This is a genomic window from Variovorax davisae (assembly GCF_030316845.1).
GTDB classification, from domain to species: domain Bacteria; phylum Pseudomonadota; class Gammaproteobacteria; order Burkholderiales; family Burkholderiaceae_C; genus Variovorax; species Variovorax davisae.
Genome location: NZ_JASZYS010000001.1, coordinates 23174 through 41370, shown reverse-complemented (window position 1 = coordinate 41370; position 18197 = coordinate 23174). Strand labels below are relative to the sequence as shown.

17 protein-coding genes are annotated in these 18197 nt (G+C 68.2%); all 17 read right to left on the bottom strand.

The genetic code is table 11. From position 1 onward, the window contains the following. Nucleotides 1–5: 5 nt before the first annotated feature. The 17 genes from flhF to QTI33_RS00130 all read right to left on the bottom strand — a co-directional run bounded on the left by flhF (nt 6) and on the right by QTI33_RS00130 (nt 18188). Entirely contained in the window at nt 6–2528 is a 2523-nt protein-coding gene (flhF, locus tag QTI33_RS00210; protein ID WP_286503678.1) for a flagellar biosynthesis GTPase FlhF, read from the bottom strand. A 2-nt stretch (nt 2529–2530) separates the two neighbouring features. Continuing rightward, complete coding sequence (gene flhA / locus QTI33_RS00205) at nt 2531–4624, bottom strand: flagellar biosynthesis protein FlhA (protein ID WP_286503677.1); 2094 nt, start codon at nt 4622–4624, stop codon at nt 2531–2533. Continuing rightward, nucleotides 4621–5760, bottom strand: coding sequence for a flagellar biosynthesis protein FlhB (gene flhB / locus QTI33_RS00200; RefSeq protein WP_286503676.1), 1140 nt, complete (start codon nt 5758–5760; stop codon nt 4621–4623). The genes flhA and flhB overlap by 4 nt, the downstream gene beginning before the upstream one ends. A 111-nt stretch (nt 5761–5871) precedes the next feature. Beyond that, the gene (gene cheZ / locus QTI33_RS00195) at nt 5872–6513 is read right to left on the bottom strand and encodes a protein phosphatase CheZ (RefSeq protein WP_286503675.1); all 642 of its coding nucleotides are present in this window, start codon (nt 6511–6513) and stop codon (nt 5872–5874) included. 4 nt (nt 6514–6517) lie between these two features. Further along, on the bottom strand, nt 6518–6907 hold the full coding sequence (gene cheY, locus QTI33_RS00190; protein WP_286371658.1) for a chemotaxis response regulator CheY: 390 nt from the start codon (nt 6905–6907) through the stop codon (nt 6518–6520). Between the two features lie 30 nt (nt 6908–6937). Continuing rightward, complete coding sequence (locus tag QTI33_RS00185) at nt 6938–8023, bottom strand: protein-glutamate methylesterase/protein-glutamine glutaminase (protein ID WP_444814786.1); 1086 nt, start codon at nt 8021–8023, stop codon at nt 6938–6940. Continuing rightward, on the bottom strand, nt 8020–8679 hold the full coding sequence (gene cheD / locus QTI33_RS00180) for a chemoreceptor glutamine deamidase CheD (RefSeq protein ID WP_286503674.1): 660 nt from the start codon (nt 8677–8679) through the stop codon (nt 8020–8022). The genes QTI33_RS00185 and cheD overlap by 4 nt, the downstream gene beginning before the upstream one ends. Then, nucleotides 8676–9545, bottom strand: a complete 870-nt coding sequence (locus QTI33_RS00175) for a CheR family methyltransferase (RefSeq protein ID WP_286503673.1) — start codon at nt 9543–9545, stop codon at nt 8676–8678. The genes cheD and QTI33_RS00175 overlap by 4 nt, the downstream gene beginning before the upstream one ends. 62 nt (nt 9546–9607) lie before the next feature. Next, nucleotides 9608–10945, bottom strand: a complete 1338-nt coding sequence (locus QTI33_RS00170) for an EAL and HDOD domain-containing protein (protein WP_286503672.1) — start codon at nt 10943–10945, stop codon at nt 9608–9610. A 75-nt stretch (nt 10946–11020) separates the two neighbouring features. After that, the gene (gene cheA / locus QTI33_RS00165) at nt 11021–13051 is read right to left on the bottom strand and encodes a chemotaxis protein CheA (RefSeq protein ID WP_286503671.1); all 2031 of its coding nucleotides are present in this window, start codon (nt 13049–13051) and stop codon (nt 11021–11023) included. Between the two features lie 52 nt (nt 13052–13103). Beyond that, nucleotides 13104–14039, bottom strand: coding sequence for a flagellar motor protein MotB (gene motB / locus QTI33_RS00160; protein ID WP_286503670.1), 936 nt, complete (start codon nt 14037–14039; stop codon nt 13104–13106). A 17-nt stretch (nt 14040–14056) separates the two neighbouring features. Next, on the bottom strand, nt 14057–14917 hold the full coding sequence (gene motA, locus QTI33_RS00155) for a flagellar motor stator protein MotA (RefSeq protein ID WP_286503669.1): 861 nt from the start codon (nt 14915–14917) through the stop codon (nt 14057–14059). A gap of 66 nt (nt 14918–14983) precedes the next feature. Beyond that, the gene (gene flhC, locus QTI33_RS00150) at nt 14984–15592 is read right to left on the bottom strand and encodes a flagellar transcriptional regulator FlhC (protein ID WP_286503668.1); all 609 of its coding nucleotides are present in this window, start codon (nt 15590–15592) and stop codon (nt 14984–14986) included. Beyond that, the gene (gene flhD / locus QTI33_RS00145) at nt 15589–15936 is read right to left on the bottom strand and encodes a flagellar transcriptional regulator FlhD (protein WP_286504516.1); all 348 of its coding nucleotides are present in this window, start codon (nt 15934–15936) and stop codon (nt 15589–15591) included. The genes flhC and flhD overlap by 4 nt, the downstream gene beginning before the upstream one ends. 327 nt (nt 15937–16263) lie before the next feature. Then, complete coding sequence (locus QTI33_RS00140; RefSeq protein WP_286503667.1) at nt 16264–16557, bottom strand: EscU/YscU/HrcU family type III secretion system export apparatus switch protein; 294 nt, start codon at nt 16555–16557, stop codon at nt 16264–16266. Further along, nucleotides 16554–17837, bottom strand: coding sequence for a flagellar hook-length control protein FliK (gene fliK / locus QTI33_RS00135; protein WP_286503666.1), 1284 nt, complete (start codon nt 17835–17837; stop codon nt 16554–16556). Before fliK ends, QTI33_RS00140 begins: the two co-directional genes overlap by 4 nt. An 18-nt stretch (nt 17838–17855) precedes the next feature. Then, a complete protein-coding gene (locus QTI33_RS00130) occupies nt 17856–18188 on the bottom strand; it encodes a flagellar protein FliT (protein WP_286503665.1) in 333 nt (110 codons plus the stop codon). Between the last annotated feature and the right edge of the window lie 9 nt (nt 18189–18197).

The following is an 18197-nucleotide window of genomic DNA, read 5'->3' as shown; positions in this document are numbered from 1 at the left end:
GCTCCTCAACCTTGCGGCTCCAGCGCCCTGGCCTGCTGCGTCGGCGCGGTGGACTCGGTGCCGAGCGCCTCGAGCAGCATGAAGAGCTTGCCCACGCCGACGTACAGCGCGTTGCCGGTCAGCGGCCGGCTGGAGCGCGCCGGGCGCCCCGTGAGCTGGTTCAGCAGCACCCGCGTGCGGTCCGCCCACTCGCCCCCGGCCTGCAGCAGCCGCCACACGGTGGTGCCCACCTGGCCGGCGATCAGCAGCCGCTTCATCATGTCCGGGTCGCCCAGCTCGCCCATGCCGCCGACCAGCTGCACGCCCTGGCGCAGCAGGCGGAAGCAGGGCTCGGCCTCGGCCGCCCAGCCCTGCCATTGCGCGAGCTGCTGCGCGCCCACCTCGCTGCCGAGGTTCGACAACAGGTAGCTCTGGGCCAGGATCTTCTGGCCGCGAGCGTCGAGCACCCGCGTGACGACGCAGCGCAGCACCGGCAGCGCGCGGCGGTCGATCGTCGCCGAGGCGCCGAGGCGCAACAGCACCTCGGCCTGCGCCTCGCACTGCAGCGCGGGCTTGCCGCGGAAGCTCACGGCACGCGCCGGCCCGAATTCGAGGCCGAGCCGCGCCAGCTTGCCCGGCGCTTCGGTCACCGGGTCGAGCACCGCCGTCGAGCCGGGCACACGCGCCAGCCAGCGCTGGCCCTGGGCCTGCCACTCGACCATCGACTCGGGCATCGGCAGCCGCGGCAGCAGGTGCACCAGCGTGCGGCCGAGCGACTGCTGGCGCAGCCACTGGACCTGGCGCAGGCCGGGCTTGCGCCGCGTCTCCGCGCCCCCCGCCACCGCCGCCGTCGACAGCCACTGGTTGGGCGCCGCCAGCGGCAGGCCGCTGCGGTCCGACAGCAACAGGCTGCCCTGGCATTCGTAGGCGTCGCCGCCCTCGTCGGAGCGCAGGCCGACCTGGCCCGACAGCGCCAGCACGTGCGTGTCGCAGCCGGCCGCGACCTCGCTGCGCGCCTGCACCATCAGGTCCTCCAGCACGGCCTTCTGGCCGACCGCCTCGTCGCCCGCGTGGCGCCACAGCCGGCGCGCGCCCTCGAAGCCGATCTGCGCACCGGCCAGCGCACCGGCCGCCGTCGCCAGTTCCTGGGCATCGTGCGCCATGGCGCGGATCAGGTTCTGGTACTGCAGCCGCAGCCGCTCGGCCTCGGCCTGGGCCTGCACCACCTGGGCCGACGGCGCCGCGCCCGCGACTTCGTCCTGCATGTCGACCTCGGCCGGCACGAACAGGGGGTTGTGGCGGCGCGGCTGGAACACGCTGTCGACCAGCTGCGCGCGGTCGGCCAGCATCAGGTTCTCGGGCACCTTCTGGCCGCTGGAGATGTAGTGCACCGGCAGCCGGTGGCGGATCACGGTGTCGATCAGCGCCCCGGGGTGGGTGGCCTCGTCGACCTTGGTGAAGATGCAGCCCGCCAGCTCGTTGCCGCCACCGCCGTTGCGATAGGCATGCACCACTTCGTTGAGCGTGTCGCCATGGCTGGTGGCATTGAGCAGCAACAGCCGCTTGACCGGCCGGTGGCTGTTGCACAGCATCGCGATCTGGTCCGACACCGAGCGGTCGCGCTGGCTCATGCCGACCGTGTCGATCAGCACCATGTGCTTGTCGCGCAGGTCCTGCAGCACCAGGTGCAGGTCGGCCGCATCCTTGACCGCGAACACCGGCACGTCGAGGATCTGGCCGTAGATGCGCAGCTGCTCGTAGGCGCCGATGCGGTAGCTGTCGGTGGTCACCAGCGCCAGCTTGTCGGCGCCGAAGCGCATCACGCAGCGCGCCGCCAGCTTGGCGGTGGTGGTGGTCTTGCCGACCCCGGTCGGGCCCATGAGCGCGTACACGCCGCCTTGCGCGAGCAGCGCGTCCTCGTCCTCGTGCACCGGCACTGCGCGGATCAGTTCGGCCCGCGCGAAGGCCATGCCTTCGGCGTAGCTCTGGCCGGTGGGCAGCTTCTCGAGCATGGCCTTCGACAGCTTGGCGCTGAAGCCGGCGCCGAGCAGGGTGCGCAGCAGGCGCCCGCGCACCGGGTCCTGGCGCTGGCGGTCGTTCCAGACCACGCTGGCGAGCTGCTCCTCGAGCATGCCGCGCATCGAATGGAGTTCGTTCATGACCAGGTCGGCCGGTGCGGCCGGGGCGGCGGGCACGTGAACCACTGCCGGGGCCGGCACGACGGCCGGCGCGGCGACGGGCTTCACCCTCACCGGCATTGCCGGCATTGCCGGGGCGACCGTCGCGACCGGCATGACCGGCATGACCGGCATGACCGGCGCGACCGGCGCAGCCGGCAGCGGTGCCCTGGCGGCCGCCACCGGCGCGGCGCTCGCCAGCGCCTGGGTCATCTCGCCCTCGACCATGGCGACGATCTCGACGCCTTCGGGAATCGCGCGGTGGTTCAGCACGATGGCTTCGGCCCCCAGGGCCTCGCGGACCAGGCGCAGGGCTTCGCGGCTGGTGGCCGCGACGAATTTGCGGGCCGTGGTCCGCACGTCTGTAGACATGTTCAAACTCTTCCTCCGATGGTGGCGGTGATCTTGATGTTGCGAGAGTCAGGGATCTCCGCATGGGAGAGCACCTTGAGTTGCGGCAGGCTGCGGCGCAGGAAGCGCGACAGCAGCACGCGCAATGCGTGTTGGACGACCAGCACCGGCGCCAGGCCCATCTGCTCCTGGCGCACGATCGCGGCCTGGGCCTGGCGCAGCAGGTTGTCGGCCAGGCCGGGCTCGATGCCGCTGCTGCTGGTCATGGCCTGCTGCAGCACGCTGTCGAGCGAGCCGTCGAGCCCGATCACCTGCAGCTCGGCATCGCCCGGGAACAGCTGCTGCGTGATCGCGCGGCCCAGGGCCAGGCGGACCAGCGTCGTGAGTTCGGTCGCGTCCTTGACGGTCGGCGCATGCTCGGCCAGCACGTCGAGGATGGTGCGCATGTCGCGGATCGGCACTTCTTCCTCGAGCAGGTTCTGCAGCACCTTGTGCAGCGTGCTCAGCGAGATCAGCTTCGGCACCAGGTCCTCGGTCAGCTTCGGCGCCGTCTTGGCGATCTGGTCGAGCAGCTGTTGCACTTCCTGGCGGCCCAGCAGCTCGGCGGCATGGGTCTGGATCAGGTGGTTCAGGTGGGTCGCCATCACCGTGCAGGCATCGACCACCGTGTAGCCGTGGATCTGCGCCTGCTGGCGCAGGTTGCCGTCGATCCACACCGCGGGCAGGCCGAAGGCCGGGTCCTGGGTCGGCGTGCCGGGCAGGCTGCCCGTGACCTGGCCCGGGTTGATCGCCATCCACTGGTTCGGGAAGGCCTCGCCGCGGCCGATCTCCACGCCCTTCAGGCTGATGACGTAGGTGTTCGGCTTGATCTCGAGGTTGTCGCGGATGTGGACCACCGGCACCAGGAAGCCGATCTCCTGCGCGATCTTCTTGCGAATGCTCTTGATGCGGCCGAGCAGCTCGCCCTGCTGCGACTGGTCGACCAGCGGGATGAGCCGGTAGCCGACCTCCATGCCGAGCGGATCGACCAGCGCGATGTCGTCCCAGCTGGCCTCGGCCGCCTCGGGCGCCGCCGGCAGCGCGGCCTGGGCGGCGGCCGCCTTCTCGGCCGCCTGCTTCGGCTTGCGCTTGAGCAGGCCGTGGCCGAGCCAGGCGAGGCCGCCGGCGATCAGCAGGAAGGCCAGGTTCGGCATGCCCGGGATCAGGCCCATCAGGCCGATGATGCCGGCAGTCAGGAACAGCACTTGCGGGTTGGAGAACAGCTGGCCCGTGAGCTGGCTGCCGACGTCCTCGTCGGTGGTCACGCGCGAGACGATCACGCCGGCCGCGGTCGAGATCACCAGCGCCGGGATCTGCGCCACCAGGCCGTCGCCGATGGCCAGCAGCGTGTAGGTCTTGCCGGCGGTCGAGAAGTCGAGCCCGTGCTGCACCACGCCGACCACCAGGCCGCCGATGATGTTGATGACCATGATCAGGAGGCCGGCCACCGCGTCGCCGCGCACGAACTTGCTGGCACCGTCCATCGAGCCGTAGAAGTCGGCTTCCTGCGCGACTTCGGTGCGGCGCTTGCGGGCGATGTCCTCGCCGATCAGGCCGGCGTTGAGGTCGGCGTCGATCGCCATCTGCTTGCCGGGCATGGCGTCGAGCATGAAGCGCGCGCCGACCTCGGCGATCCGGCCCGCACCCTTGGTGATCACCATGAAGTTGATCAGCACCAGGATGATGAAGACCATCACGCCGACGGCGAAGTTGCCGCCGACCAGGAAGTGGCCGAAGGCCTCGATCACCTTGCCCGCGGCGTCGGGACCGGTATGGCCGTGCATCAGCACCACGCGGGTGGAGGCCACGTTGAGCGACAGCCGCAGCAGGGTCGAGAACAGCAGCACGGCCGGGAAGGCGGCGAAGTCGAGCGCCTTCATCGTGTACATGCTGACCAGCAGCACCATCACCGACAGGGCGATGTTGAAGGTGAACAGCAGGTCGAGCAGGAAGGCCGGCAGCGGCAGCACCATCATGCTCAGGATCATGATGATGAGGATCGGCCCGGCCAGCCCCTTGAACTGGCTGCCGGAGAAGAACTGCGTCGGCAGACGCATCAGGTTGGTCATCGCGTTCATACGGGGACGGTGTATTGGAGTTCTTCGGGAACCGCGACGTCGGTCGGCGTGCGCGGCGCCTCGCCGCCTTCGGATTTCCAGCGCTTGAGCTGGTAGACCCAGGCCAGCACCTCGGCCACGGCGGTGTAGAGGCCCGAGGGGATCTCGTCGCCCAGGCGGGTGTGCTTGTAGAGCGCCCGGGTGAGCGGCGGCGCCTCGAGGATCGCGATCTTGTTGTCGGCCGCGATCTCGCGGATGCGCTGCGCCACCAGGTCGGTGCCCTTGGCCACCACGCGCGGGGCGCGCATGTCGCCGTCGACGTACTTGAGCGCGACCGCGAAATGGGTCGGGTTGGTGACCACGATGTCCGCCTTCGGCACGTCGGCCATCATCCGGCGCTTGGCGATCGCCTGCTGCTGGCGGCGGATCTGGGCCTTGATGTGCGGGTCGCCCTCGCTCTCCTTGTGCTCCTGGCGCACGTCCTCGCGCGACATGCGCAGCTTCTTGTAGTACGTCCAGAGCTGCCAGGGCACGTCGACCAGCGCCACCAGCAACAGCGCGGTCGCGATCAGGGCGCAGCTGCGTCCGACCAGCATGATGGTGTGCGGCAGGGCGGTCGACTCGGGCTGGCCGAGCAGCGCCATGACGTGCTCGAGGTCGTCCATGATGACCAGGTAGGCGACGCCGCCGATCAAGAGCGACTTGGCGAGCGCCTTGATCAGTTCGGCCAGCGACTGGGTCGAGAACATGCGCGCGATGCCGGCCAGCGGGTCGAGCTTGCCGAAGTTCGGCGAGACCGCCTTGCCCGACAGCAGCCAGCCGCCGAGCATCATCGGCGCCACCACCGCGGCCACCACCATCATGGCGAACAGGGGGGCCATCGCCAGCAGCGTCTGCATCGCCATCCAGGCGGTGCGCGCCAGCATCTGCTGGGGCTCGTAGGCGATGCCGCGCTCGAACTGCAGGCCGCGCCGCAAGGCGGCGCTGAGGGTGCCGCCGAGCGACTCGGCGGTGAACCAGAGCCCACCGATGGCCGTCGACAGCATCACCAGCGTGGTCAGCTCGCGGGAGCGGGCCACATTGCCTTCCTCGCGCGCCTTTTCGAGGCGCCGCTCGGAGGCGGGTTCCGTTTTTTCGAGATCGCTTTCCTCAGCCATTCATGCTCCTGGAGCAGCAGGCGAGGAACGCCTGCACATGACTGATTATTCGATTCGAAGGGCCGGAACAATCGCCCGATCAAGAGCGCAATCGCCCTCCTTCTCGCTGGATCAGAAGCCCAGGCTCTCCAGCAGATCGTCGACCTGCGACTGGTCGGCCACCGCATCGGGATTGCCGGGCACGATCTGCGGGCCGTTCTGCAAGCTGTTGCTGACCACCTCCTGCCGTTTCTCGGCCGGCGAATTGTCGATCAGCACCTGCAGCAGCTGGGTCTCGACGTCGTTGACCACTTCCATCATCTTCTTGATGACCTGGCCGGTCAGGTCCTGGAAGTCCTGCGCCATCAGGATTTCCATGAGCTGCGAGTTGATCGCGTTGGTCTTCTGCGGCACGTCCTGCAGGAAGCCGCGCGTGTCCAGCACGAGCTCGCGCGCATGGTCGAGCTCGATCGGGTTGGCGAACCACTCGTCCCAGCGCTTGGTGAGGCCCTTGGCATCGCTGGCCAGGCCTTCCTGCAGCGGCTGCGCGACATCGATGGCGTTGAGCGCGCGGTGTGCCGCCCGCTCGGTGGTGGCGGCCACGTAGGCCAGCCGGTCGCGCGCATCGGGAATGGCCTGGGCCGCCTTGGCGACCTCCTTGTCGAGGCCCAGCTCGCGCAGGCCTTCGCGCAACTGACGCGTCAACTGCCCGATGCGGCCCAGCAACTCTTCAGCGGTGTTCCCTTGTTCGGCGTCGAACGCGTTCTTGCTCATGGCCTTACCCCTTCGCCAGTTTCTCGAAGATCTTGGTGATCTTCTCTTCGAGCGTGGCGGCCGTGAAAGGCTTGACCACGTAGCCGTTGGCGCCGGCCTGGGCCGCCGCGACGATGTTTTCCTTCTTGGCCTCGGCCGTGACCATCAGCACCGGCAGCTTGCCGAGCTCGGGATCGGCGCGGATGTTCTGCAACATGGTCAGGCCGTCCATGTTGGGCATGTTCCAGTCCGACACCACGAAGCCGAAGCTGCCGCCGCGCAGCTTCTCGAGGCCGGCGGCGCCGTCCTCGGCTTCGTCGACGTTGAGGAATTCGAGCTCCTTCAACAGGTTGCGCACGATGCGGCGCATGGTCGGGAAGTCATCCACGACCAGGATCTTGATGCTCTTGTCAATCACGTTTCTCTCCACTCAAACAGTTCGTTGTCAAACCCGATTCGTGCGCGCGCCGAAGGTGCGCAGGTGCGCCAGCACGCGGCGCGCCATCTCGCCCAGCGGCGCCACCTCGTCGGCCGCGCCGATCGCGATGGCTTCCTTGGGCATGCCGAAGACGACGCAGCTCGCCTCGTCCTGGGCAAAGGTGTGGGCACCGGCGCGCTTCATGCGCAGCAGCCCTTCGGCGCCGTCCTTGCCCATGCCGGTGAGGATCATTCCGATCGCGTTCTTGCCGGCGTGCTTGGCCGCCGAGTCGAACAGCACGTCGATCGAGGGCCGGTGCCGGTTCACCGGCGGCTCCTGGTCGAGGTGCGCCACGTAGTTGGCGCCGCTGCGGCCCAGCGACAGGTGGAAGCCGCCCGGCGCGATGTAGGCATAGCCAGGCAGCACGCGCTCGCCGTGCTCGGCTTCCTTGACCGTGATGCGGCACAGCCCATCGAGCCGCTGGGCGAAGGACTTGGTGAAGCCCGAGGGCATGTGCTGCGCGATCAGGATCGCGGGACTGTCCGGCGGCAGCGGCGTCAGCACCTCGCGGATCGCCTCGGTGCCGCCGGTGGAGGCGCCGATGATGATCAGCTTCTCGGTGCTCAGCAGCGGGCTGCGCAGCAGCGCCTCGGGCGCATGCTCGCCTGCCGGGCGGGCCGACGCGGCATGGCGCGTCGGCAGCAGCCGGGCGCTGGCCGCGGTCCGGATCTTGGCGGCGATCAGCTCGGTGTAGTTGAGCAGGCCGTCGCGCACGCCCAGCCGCGGCTTGGTCACGAAGTCGATCGCGCCCAGCTCGAGCGCACGCAGCGCGATCTCCGAGCCGCGCTCGGTCAGCGACGACACCATCACCACCGGCATCGGCCGCAGCCGCATCAGCTTCTCGAGGAATTCGAGGCCGTCCATGCGCGGCATCTCGACGTCCAGCGTCAGCACGTCGGGGTTGGTGACCTTGATGAGGTCGCGCCCCACCAGCGGATCGGCGGCCGTTCCCACGACCGTCATGTCCGGCTGGCTGTTGATGATTTCGGTCATCACGCTGCGTATCAGCGCCGAGTCGTCGACGCACAGCACCTTGATCTTGTTTGCGCTCACCAGCTTCCTTTGCTTCTGGCCGGCAGCGCGCTCTCGCCAGCCGGGCCGTTGGGTTTGCGCAGGTCGAGCGCCGGTCGCGGCAGGGCCATGCGCAGCAGCTCGCCCTCCTCGCGCTGGATCGCCTGCACGTCGTTCTGCCCCCGCAGCTTGCGCACCACCGCCTTGCCGCTCGCCGGCATGAAGCAGACGCGGCGCGCATGCTGGCCGCGCAGGTCCTGCGCCGCGACGCTGATGCGTTCGGCCTTCAGGTAGCGCAGCACGAAATCGGCATTGCGGTCGCCGATGTTGAGGGTCGTCATGTTGGCCAGCACCGCGGCGCCGCCGAACACCTTGGCCTGCAGCCGCTCGCGGCGTGCGCCGGAACGGATCAGCTCGCGGATCAGGACGTCCATCGCGTAGGCGCCGTAGCGCATCGACTCGGTGGCGTCGCGGGCGACCGCGTCGCCCTCCTCCGGCAGCATGAAGTGGTTCATGCCGGCGACGCCGTTGTCGGTGTCGAGGATGCACGCCGACACGCACGAGCCGAGGACCGTGGTCAGCACCGTGTCGGTGGTGGTCACGAAGTACTCGGAAGGCAGCAGCTTGACTGCCATGCTGCCGACGTCGCGGTCGAAATAGTGATGATTGGCCAGCGACCCCGGCACGACCGCATTCATGGAGAACCTGCCTTGCCCTTCGCACGCGCGAGCTCGTACACCGTCTGCCCGAGCGGCCTGAAGGTCTGGTTGACCAGCGAGGCGTTCTCCGAATGGCCCGCGAACAGCAGGCCGTTGGTCTTGAGCAGCGGCGCGAAGCGGTCGAGCACCTTCTTCTGCGTCGGCTTGTCGAAATAGATCATCACGTTGCGGCAGAAGATCGCATCCAACGGCTCCTTGACCGACCAGGACGGGTCGAGCAGGTTGAGGCGCGAGAACTTCACCAGCTGCGCCACCTCGGGGCGGATGCGCACCTTGCCGGCGTTCGAACCGGTCCCCTTGTTGAAGAAGCGGCGCAGCCGCTCGGGCGACAGCGCCTTGACCTGGTCGGTGGTGAAGACACCCGCCTGGGCCTTGGCCAGCACGGCGGTGTCGATGTCGGTCGAGATCACCCGGGCCGCGTTGGCCTTGTCGCCCAGCGCCTCGATCAGCGTGATCGCGATCGAATACGGCTCCTCGCCGGTCGAGGCCGCCGAGCACCAGATCGTGACCGGCTCCCGGGCCTTGCGCACGTGCTCGGCCAGCACCGGGAAATGGTGCGCCTCGCGGAAGAACGAGGTCAGGTTGGTGGTCAGCGAGTTGATGAACGACTGCCACTCGTCGCCGTCCTGGCGCGACTCCAGCAGCTCGAGGTAGGAGGAGAACTCCGGCAGCCGCAGCTCGCGCAGCCGACGCGACAGTCGGCTGTAGACCATCTGCCGCTTCTGCTCGCCCAGCGCGATCCCGGCGCGCCGATGGATCATCGCGCGGACCTTCGAGAAATCGCTGTCGGTGAAGAGAAATTCGGTGCTCACGGTGGACGTCGGTGCCTGGGTCTCAATGTACATAGCGAGCCTCTTTTCCAATGGTTCGATCAACGGGACAAATACCTTGCTGCTCGCGCTGCAGCTCAGCCTGCGTCGTGGGCGTCGGCTTCTTGCGACCAGACCATCGCCGCCAGGTGCGCGGCGTTGACTTGGCCCGATCCCACGAACAGGGCTTCCGACAGCCGGGCGGCCTGGGCGGCGTCGGTCTCGCAGGCTTCGGCCAGCGCGAGAAAGGGCGCGTAGACGCCTTCGCGCGCCAGGATCGCCTGCTGCACCGACCCCGCGAGCTGCACCTTGGCGAGCACTTCCTTCATCGGCACGCCGAGCAGCTGGTCGATCAGCGAGAACATGCCGACCACGAACAGGTTGTCGGCCTCGCCGGGCGGCAGCATCCCCTGGCCCATCAGCTCGACGAAGCGGCCGCGCGTGATGGCCTTCTTGGTCATGAAGGGCGCGCTGGCCCGGTTGCTGGTGGCCAGCAGGACGGACAGCCAGCGGAACAGCGGCGCGTAGCCCAGCATCGCCACCGCGTGGCGCAGCGAATGGATCTCGACGCCGGCGCCAATGGCGGGCGAATTGATGTGGCGCAGCAGCCGGTAGGTCAGGGCCGCATCGCGCTTGAGCGCCGATTCGATGCTGCGCACGTTTTCGTTGCGCTGGATCATGTGCATCAGCCGCACGATCATCACCGACTCGGGCTGCAGCGCGTCGCCGCCCTCCTTCACCGGTGGATGGGCGAGCGCACCCTCGACGAAGATGTCCACCCGCAGGTCGGCGCAGGCCCCGGCCTGGGCCCAGGTGTCGATGCGGGTGGCGATCAGCTGCACCGGCGCGCGGCCCGGCTGCTCCTGGGCGCGCACCCGCGCCACGCGCTCCGGGTCGCCGTCGCCGACGTCGAGGTGCGTGATGATCTCGCGCAGCTCCGGATCGGCCGGCAGGCCGTCGGCATCCTTCAGCATGAAGCCGAAGCCCTGCTCGCGCAGGAACAGCAGCATCGAGCGCGTGTCGACGTCGCTCAGGTCGCCGAGGCCCATGCACAGCACCACGTTTTCCGGCGGCAGCGACTGCAGCTCGGCCAGGAACAGCCCGTCCACCGTGACGTCGAGGAACAGCACCAGCCGCCCGAGCCGCCAGCCCGTGCGCGGCGGATTCAGGTGCCGGCCGATGTTGTCGAGCAGGGCGATGAACTGGCTGGACGCATCGGGCACCGGCTCGGCGCCCGGCGTCGCGAGCCAGGCCATGCGATAGCCCCTGACCCGTTGCTGCGGGTCGAGCTGCAGCGCGTAGCGCACGTAGCCGCTCGCCTCACGCAGGCCCCCGAGCTCGTCCATCGGGTCCTCCCGGGTTGGCGCCGGCAGGCCGGCGACACCCTTGTCGTTCGCGGCGCCCGCGCCCGCGGATCGAAAGAAGTCAAAGCGCATGGCAGATGGCTCCGTCTGGTGTTCGGGTCAGGCGTTCAGCGCGACGGGATGTCCGCGGCATGGCGTGCGAAGGGCTCAAGCGGCAACCGTCGCCGGGCGGGCGGCGCCCGCCAGCGCCGCGGCGCTGGCGGCCTGTGCGCGCTGGATGCGCGGCATGGCGGCGACGTCGATGATGAAAGCCACGCTGCCATCGCCCAGGATGGTGGCGGCCGAGATGCCCGGCACCTTGCGGTAGTTGGTCTCGAGGTTCTTCACCACCACCTGGTGCTGGCCCAGCAGCTCGTCGACCAGCAACGCGAAGCGCGCGTCGTCGGCCTGGACGATCACCAGGATGCCCTGCGTCGGATCGACCTGGGCGCCCGCGACGTCGAAGACCCGGTGCAGCTCGATCAGCGGCAGGTACTCGCCGCGCACCTTGATCACGTGGCCGTCGGCGGTGATCGAATGCAGGTGCTCGGCGAGCGGCTGCAGCGACTCGATCACGTAGCTCAGCGGCAGGATGTAGGCCTCGCTGCCGACCTTGACCGACATGCCGTTCAGGATCGCCAGGGTCAGCGGCAGCACGATGCGGGTGGTGGTTCCGTGGCCGCCGCGCGACTGGATCTCGACGTGGCCGCCCATCTCCTGGATGTTGCGCTTGACCACGTCCATGCCGACGCCGCGGCCCGAGATGTCCGTGACCTGCTCCGCGGTGGAGAAGCCCGGCGCGAAGATCAGCTGCCACACTTCCTCGTCGGGCATGGTCTCGCTCACCGCCAGCCCCTGCTGCATGGCCTTGGCCAGGATCTTCTCGCGGTTCAGGCCGGCGCCGTCGTCGCTGACCTCGATCACGATGTTGCCGCCATGGTGCTGCGCCGACAGCAGCAGCTGGCCGGTGGCTTCCTTGCCCTTGGCGAGCCGGATGTCGGGGGTCTCGATGCCGTGGTCGAGGCTGTTGCGCACCAGGTGCGTGAGCGGGTCGATGATGCGCTCGATCAGGCCCTTGTCGAGCTCGGTCTCCTTGCCGAAGGTGTCCAGGCGGACCTGCTTGCCGAGCTTGGCGCTGACGTCGCGGATCACCCGCGGGAAGCGGCTGAACACGTAGTCCATCGGCATCATGCGGATCGACATCACCGACTCCTGCATGTCGCGCGCATTGCGCTCCAGGTGGCCGAGACCGCTCAGGAAGCGCTCGTAGACCACCGGGTCGAGCATGGTGGCGGCCTGGGTCAGCATCGACTGCGTGATCACCAGTTCGCCCACCAGGTTGATGAGCTGGTCGACCTTCTCGACGTCGACGCGGATCGAGCTCGACTCCTTGGCGGCGGCCGCGGGTGCCGCGGCCGGTGCGGCTGCGGCCGGCGCGGCGGCCTTGGCGGGCGGCTCGGCCGCAGGCGCTGCGGCCGGTGCGGCGGCCGGCGCGGCCACGGCTTGCGGCTCGGGCGTTTCGCGCGAGATGTCGATCTGCGACTCGTCGATCACGAAGCAGCAGACGGCGATGATGTCATCCGGCTCGCAGCTGGTTTCCAGCATCACCGTGAGCTGGTCGTTGCTGCGGGTGCGGGAGGTCAGCGTGCCGAGGTTGGCGAGTTCGCCGGCGAGCAGCTCGCATTCGCTGTCCGACAGGCGGGCGAAGCGGATGCGCAGTGCGCCGGTCGACGGGGCTGCCGCGGCCGGCGCGGGCGTGGCGACGGCCACTGCGACCGGCGCCGCAGCGGGTGCGGGCGCGGCGGCGCCCTCGCCGTTCTCGCGCGCGAGTTGCTGCAGCACGGCGCAGATGTGCGCCACACGTTCGGCTTCAGGCTCTTTGCCCGCCTGGTAGGCAGTGAGTTGTTCTTGCAAGGCGTCCTTCGTTTCCAAAAAGGCATCGATCATCGGACCGCTCAGGCGCAACTGGCCATGGCGTGCCCGGTCCAAAAGGGTTTCGAGCACGTGCGTCGTTTCGGTCAGCGCGGTGAAGCCGAAGGTGGCCGCACCGCCCTTGATCGAATGGGCCGCACGAAAGATCGCGTTGAGCTGCTCGCTGTCCGGCGCGTCGACGTCGAGTTCCAGGAGCAGTTGCTCCATCTGCGCCAGAAGCTCGATCGCTTCGACAAAGAAGGCTTGGGAAAACTGGCTGAGGTCCATCTGTGTGTTCCGGTGCCGGCGCTGCAAACGCCGGCGTTGGGTCTGTCGTTGGTTACTGCGTCGGGCTCGAAGGCTTGAAGGAGGTCGGCTTCATCTCGCTCGCCGCGCCGGACGTGCCGGAGCTGCCGGCCTTCAGCACGCTGGCGCGCACGGCGGCGCCGTCGCCGCTGTTCTCGCGCTCGATGCGCTCCTGGGTCTGGCGGTTCAGCAGGATGATGCTGATGCGGCGATTGATCGGATTGCGCGGATCGGCGTTGTTCAGGTGCATGCTGTCGGACAGGCCGACGACGCGCAGCACCTTCGACTCCGACATGCCGCCGATCACCAGTTCGCGCCGCGAGGCATTGGCGCGGTCGGCCGACAGCTCCCAGTTGCCGTAGGCCTTGTCGCCGTTGGTGTAGACGATGGCATCGGTGTGGCCCGACAGCGTCATCTTGTTCGGCAGTTCGTTGAGCTTCGGCCCGAGCTCGCGCAGGATGGCCCGCATGTGCGGCACCACGCGGGCGCTGGCGAGGTCGAACATCGGGCGGTTGTCGCTGTCGACCAGCTGCAGCCGCAGGCCTTCGGTCGTGATGTCGATCAGAATCTGCGAGCGGAACTGCTTGAAGACCGGGCTGTTCTCGATCAGCGCGTCGAGCTTCTGCTTCATGTCGGCCAGCCGCTGGGCGTCGAGCTCTTCCTCGCTCGGGTCGGCCTTCTGGACCTCGCCCTCGGTCGCCATCACGTCGGGGCCGCCGCCCGGGATCACGCTGCTGCTGAGGCTGCTCTTCTCGCCGCCGGAGAGCGCCACCTTGAGCGGCATGCGGAAATGCTCGGCGATGCCGGCGCGCTGCTTCGGCGTCGAGATCGCCAGCAGCCACATGACCAGGAAGAAGGCCATCATGGCGGTCATGAAGTCGGCATAGGCGATCTTCCACGCGCCGCCATGATGGCCGCCTCCGTGGGCGGCCACCTTCTTGATGATGACGCGGTGCTTCTCTGCGCTCATGCTCGCCGCCCCGTTGCTCAGCGGGCCTTGACTTCCCGAACATGGTCATCCAGTTCGGTGAAGGAAGGACGTTCGGTCGAGAACAGCACCTTGCGGCCGAACTCGACGGCCAGCTGGGGTGCGTAGCCGTTCAGGCTCGCCAGCAGCGTGACCTTGGCGCACTGGTAGATCTTCATGGCTTCCTCGACCTTCTGGCCGATCAGCGAAGCCAGCGGCGCCACGAAGCCGTAGGCCAGCAGCACGCCCAGGAAGGTGCCGACCAGCGCGTGCGCGATCAGCGCCCCCATCTCGTCGGGCGGCAGGTTGGCCGAGGCCAGCGCGTGGACCACGCCCATCACGGCGGCCACGATGCCCAGCGCGGGCAGCGCGTCGGCCACGCCGGCCAGGCTGTGCTGGGGCACGGCGGCCTCGTGGCGGATGGTCTCGATCTCGTGGTCCATCAGGGCCTCGATCTCGAACGGGTCGGTGTTGCCGCTGATGACCAGGCGCAGGTAGTCGCAGAGAAACTCCATCAGCTCGTGGTCGGCCATGAGGGCCGGGTAGCGCCCGAAGATCTCGCTCTCGGCCGGATTCTCGACGTCGTTCTCGAGCTTCATCATGCCGTCCTTGCGCGCCTTGGCGAGCAGCTCGTACAGCAGGGCCAGCAGGTCCATGTAGAGCTGGCGGTTGTGCTTCGACGAACGCAGCAGCAGCGGCAGCTCCTTCATCGTCGCCTTGATCGTCTTGCCGTTGTTGCCGGCGATGAAGGCGCCGAGCGCGGAGCCGCCGATCATCAGCAGCTCGACCGGCTGGAACAGGACGCCGAAATGCCCGCCCATGAGGGCGTAGCCGCCGAAAACGGCCCCTATCACTACCAGGTATCCAACCAGCACGAGCACGCGCGTCCCCTTTTGCCCGCAGGCATCAAATCAAGAAATTGCCGAATCAGCGAAAAATTGCCGTTTTCAATGCGCTCCGTTGGCACCCAACGCGGAATGCACTGCCAGAATCGGAGGCGCCGCGACTTGCGGCGTCTTGACCACCTCGTCGCTGCGCTTCGGGCCGCGCACCTTGCCGGCGCGCGATGGCGGGCGGCAGAGCACGCAGACATAGCCATGCTTGTGGTCATGGGCATGCGCGACGAAATTCCCGCCGCAGCGGCTGCAGGCACTGAGCTGCAGCATGTCGCTGTCGAAAAAGCGGACCATCGTGTAGGCACGCGTGAAATCCAGCACGGATTCGCCGCCATGGGCCTCGATCTGCTCGGAATAAAGGCGGTAGGCCTTGATCAGCGCCTGCAGCCTGGGCTCATTGGCTTCATGCAGCATGAAACGGTACATGTTGTAGAACATGGACGAATGGATGTTGGCCAGCCAGGTCATGTACCAGTCGGTCGAAAACGGCAAGAGGCCTTTTGGCGGCGAGACGCCCTTCAGCTCCTTGTACAGGCGAATTAGCCGTTCGCGGCTCAATTCGACTTCCGCTTCCAGGAATTGAAGGCGGGCGCCGAGCTCGATCAATTCAACCGCGAGCTGGACCTGCCGGACCTCGCCGAGGACGCTTTTCGTGCTCATGCCAGGGCGTCCGTGTCACGGGGCTGGAGCTGCCGGGCGGCCATCAGGATCGACATGTGCGCCTGCTGGAGCGTGGTGTCCTTGCCTTCGCCGAACACCGCGAACATCGGATGGTCGTCGAGCCGGAAACTGCAGAGCAGGAAATTGGATGTCGCCAATTTGACAATCTGCGTCAGGGACATGTTGGCCAGCAAATCCGCCAATTCACGACCGACGCCCAGGCGGTACATTGCCGCGGCGCGATCCTGCTTGGCAAGCTTTTGAGCGAGCAGCATATAGGCCAGGTTAATGTCGCCGATCTCTTTCGAGATGTCGCCATTATTTACGCCGCCATCGATATCCATTTCCACTCTCCACTCCATTCAATCAAGTCTGCAGTCTATACACAATTTCTAACAACTCCACCCCCCCAAACGTCTGCCATTCCAGAAAGTGAGACTTATCTGACGTACCGTCGGACTCGACTTACAAACGGCCCGTTTCTCCAATGAAAAGTAGTCCAAACTACTTACGGTGAAAATAGGCGGGAACGTGCAATTGGATGATTAGAAAGTATTAAAAATTGGATTGAACTACAAAGTGTTAATCATTAAAATTCGCTGGAAATCCAATGAACATTCATTGACACTGAAACAAAACGTATCATTTAGAAAACATCGACGGCGCCGGCCTCATGCCTGCGGGGCCCCGGCGACATCCGCCCGGGCTTCGAGTTCGTGGACCCAGGCCATGACCTCGGCCACGGCGCGGTAGAGCTGGGGCGGGATCTGCTGGTCGAGGTTGACCTGCATCAGCAGCTTGACCAGGCCGGCCGAGGCATGGACATAGAGGCCGTTCTGCCGGGCCTCGCGCATGATCGATTCGGCGACCACGCCATAGCCCTTGGCCACCACCACCGGTGCCCGGTTCTTGTCGGCATGGGACAGCGCCACCGCGCTGTGCCGGTCGTCCATGGGCGTGCTCACGAGGCAGCTCCTGCCGGCGCCATCGGCGCCACCTGCAGATCCTGCAGGCGCAGGCCGGCGGCTTCCATGCGCTGCACCAGCGCGCCGCCGTCGGCGCGCAGGGTCGCGACCGTGCCGGCCTCGCTGGCGGCCAGCCGGGCCTGCACGCCGGGGCCCGCCAGGCTCAGCCGGAGATCGACCTGGCCGAGCCGGGGCAGGCTCATGGCGACCGTGGTCGACCACCGCTGCGGCGGGTCCTCGGCCGATCCCTCGGACGACGGGTCGGCCGCTTCCTTCTCGAGCGTCCAGTTCATCGCCACGCCCGGCCAGGCCTCGCCGCTCCAGCGGAACACCGCCGTGGCGAGCAGGTCGAGTTGCTGATGCACCAGGTTCACGGCCTGGGGATGGATCACTTCGGCCAGCGGGGCCGCGGTCTTCGGGGCGAGCGCCGCCGCATGGCGGGCGGCACCGGCCTCCTCCACCCGTTCGGCCGCCGGCGCGTCCGGTGCCGGCACCGGGGCGGGCGCCTCGCCGCGTCCGTAGGCCGCCTGCAGCCGGGCGGCGTCGGCCGTCGGTGCCGGGCCGGCGTCCGGCGTGCCGTTGTCCACGGCGGCGGCAGTTGCGGCCGCCGGCGCGGCGCGGCTGACGATGGCCGTGGCGGCCGACGGCTGGGCACTGCGCGGCAAGGCGCCGGCTTCATCCAGCGTCGCCTCGGCGGCCGCCGCGATCGCGACTTCTTCCGAAGTGGGCACGTCCGCGGCGGGCGCGGCGGCCGCTGCGACGGGCGCCGCCTCGGCGGCGCGCTGCGCCGCCAGCGGGGTCGCCCAGCGCGCCTGCGGCTCTTGCATCAGCTGGGCCAGCGGCCGCGCGCCGGCGGCGAACTCGAGCAGGTGGGATTCATAGAACAGGCCGCTCCGGGCCACGGTCTGCGCCAGCGCGCCGGCCAGCGCCGGCGCCGAGGGCGCCTGCCGCGACGGCCACGCCGGGGCGGCGCCGCGCACCGGACCGGCATCGGACTCGAGGTCGGCCAGCACCGCGCTGATGACGCGCGCCGCCACCGACAGCTCCGCCTCGGGCGCCGGCCGGGCCGCGGCGGCCGGCGGCAGGCCGGGCGGCCCGCCCGGCAGCACGCGGTCGAGCGCCGCCTTCGAAGGCAGGCGGACGTCGTTCTCCACCTTCAGCACCTGCGCCACCGCGCCGGGCGCACCGATCTGGGCCTCGGCCTTGATCGCGAGCACGTCCAGACGCGGCGAAGCCTTGACGGCCAGCAGCGCATCGATGAGTCCGGTGAGTCCGCTCATGGTCAGCTCGCTCTCGCCTCAGTGCGGCGGCCCGTAGGCCTTGCCCAGGTTGCGCTGCTGATGCAGGTAACCCATGCGGGTGAGCAGTTGTTCGATCTGCGGCTTGACCAGCCCGCAGACCTCGTCCTGGTCGACGCGGATGCGCTCGATCAAGCGCAGCGCTTCGTCGAACTGGCTCGGCTCCAGCGCTTCGAGCGGCACCAGCACCTTGAGTCGTTCGACGATCGCGGCGCATTGCTCCTCGAGCGCCGGCAGCCGGCCCCACTCCTTGGAGCGGGCCAGTTCCGCCATGAGCGCAACGCCCGAGGCCAGCTGCCCGTAGCAATGCACGACTTCACTCCTGGTCGCCATGGTGTTCCC

Coding starts and splice junctions, on each gene's coding strand:
- QTI33_RS00130 (WP_286503665.1), bottom strand. CDS start 18,188: ATGGCGACCAGGAGTGAAGTCGTGCATTGCTACGGGCAGCTGGCCTCG.
- cheD (WP_286503674.1), bottom strand. CDS start 8,679: ATGAATGCGGTCGTGCCGGGGTCGCTGGCCAATCATCACTATTTCGAC.
- fliK (WP_286503666.1), bottom strand. CDS start 17,837: ATGAGCGGACTCACCGGACTCATCGATGCGCTGCTGGCCGTCAAGGCT.
- cheZ (WP_286503675.1), bottom strand. CDS start 6,513: ATGAGCAAGAACGCGTTCGACGCCGAACAAGGGAACACCGCTGAAGAG.
- flhB (WP_286503676.1), bottom strand. CDS start 5,760: ATGGCTGAGGAAAGCGATCTCGAAAAAACGGAACCCGCCTCCGAGCGG.
- flhF (WP_286503678.1), bottom strand. CDS start 2,528: ATGTCTACAGACGTGCGGACCACGGCCCGCAAATTCGTCGCGGCCACC.
- QTI33_RS00170 (WP_286503672.1), bottom strand. CDS start 10,945: ATGCGCTTTGACTTCTTTCGATCCGCGGGCGCGGGCGCCGCGAACGAC.
- motB (WP_286503670.1), bottom strand. CDS start 14,039: ATGAGCGCAGAGAAGCACCGCGTCATCATCAAGAAGGTGGCCGCCCAC.
- cheA (WP_286503671.1), bottom strand. CDS start 13,051: ATGGACCTCAGCCAGTTTTCCCAAGCCTTCTTTGTCGAAGCGATCGAG.
- QTI33_RS00175 (WP_286503673.1), bottom strand. CDS start 9,545: ATGTACATTGAGACCCAGGCACCGACGTCCACCGTGAGCACCGAATTT.
- flhD (WP_286504516.1), bottom strand. CDS start 15,936: ATGGATATCGATGGCGGCGTAAATAATGGCGACATCTCGAAAGAGATC.
- flhC (WP_286503668.1), bottom strand. CDS start 15,592: ATGAGCACGAAAAGCGTCCTCGGCGAGGTCCGGCAGGTCCAGCTCGCG.
- flhA (WP_286503677.1), bottom strand. CDS start 4,624: ATGAACGCGATGACCAACCTGATGCGTCTGCCGACGCAGTTCTTCTCC.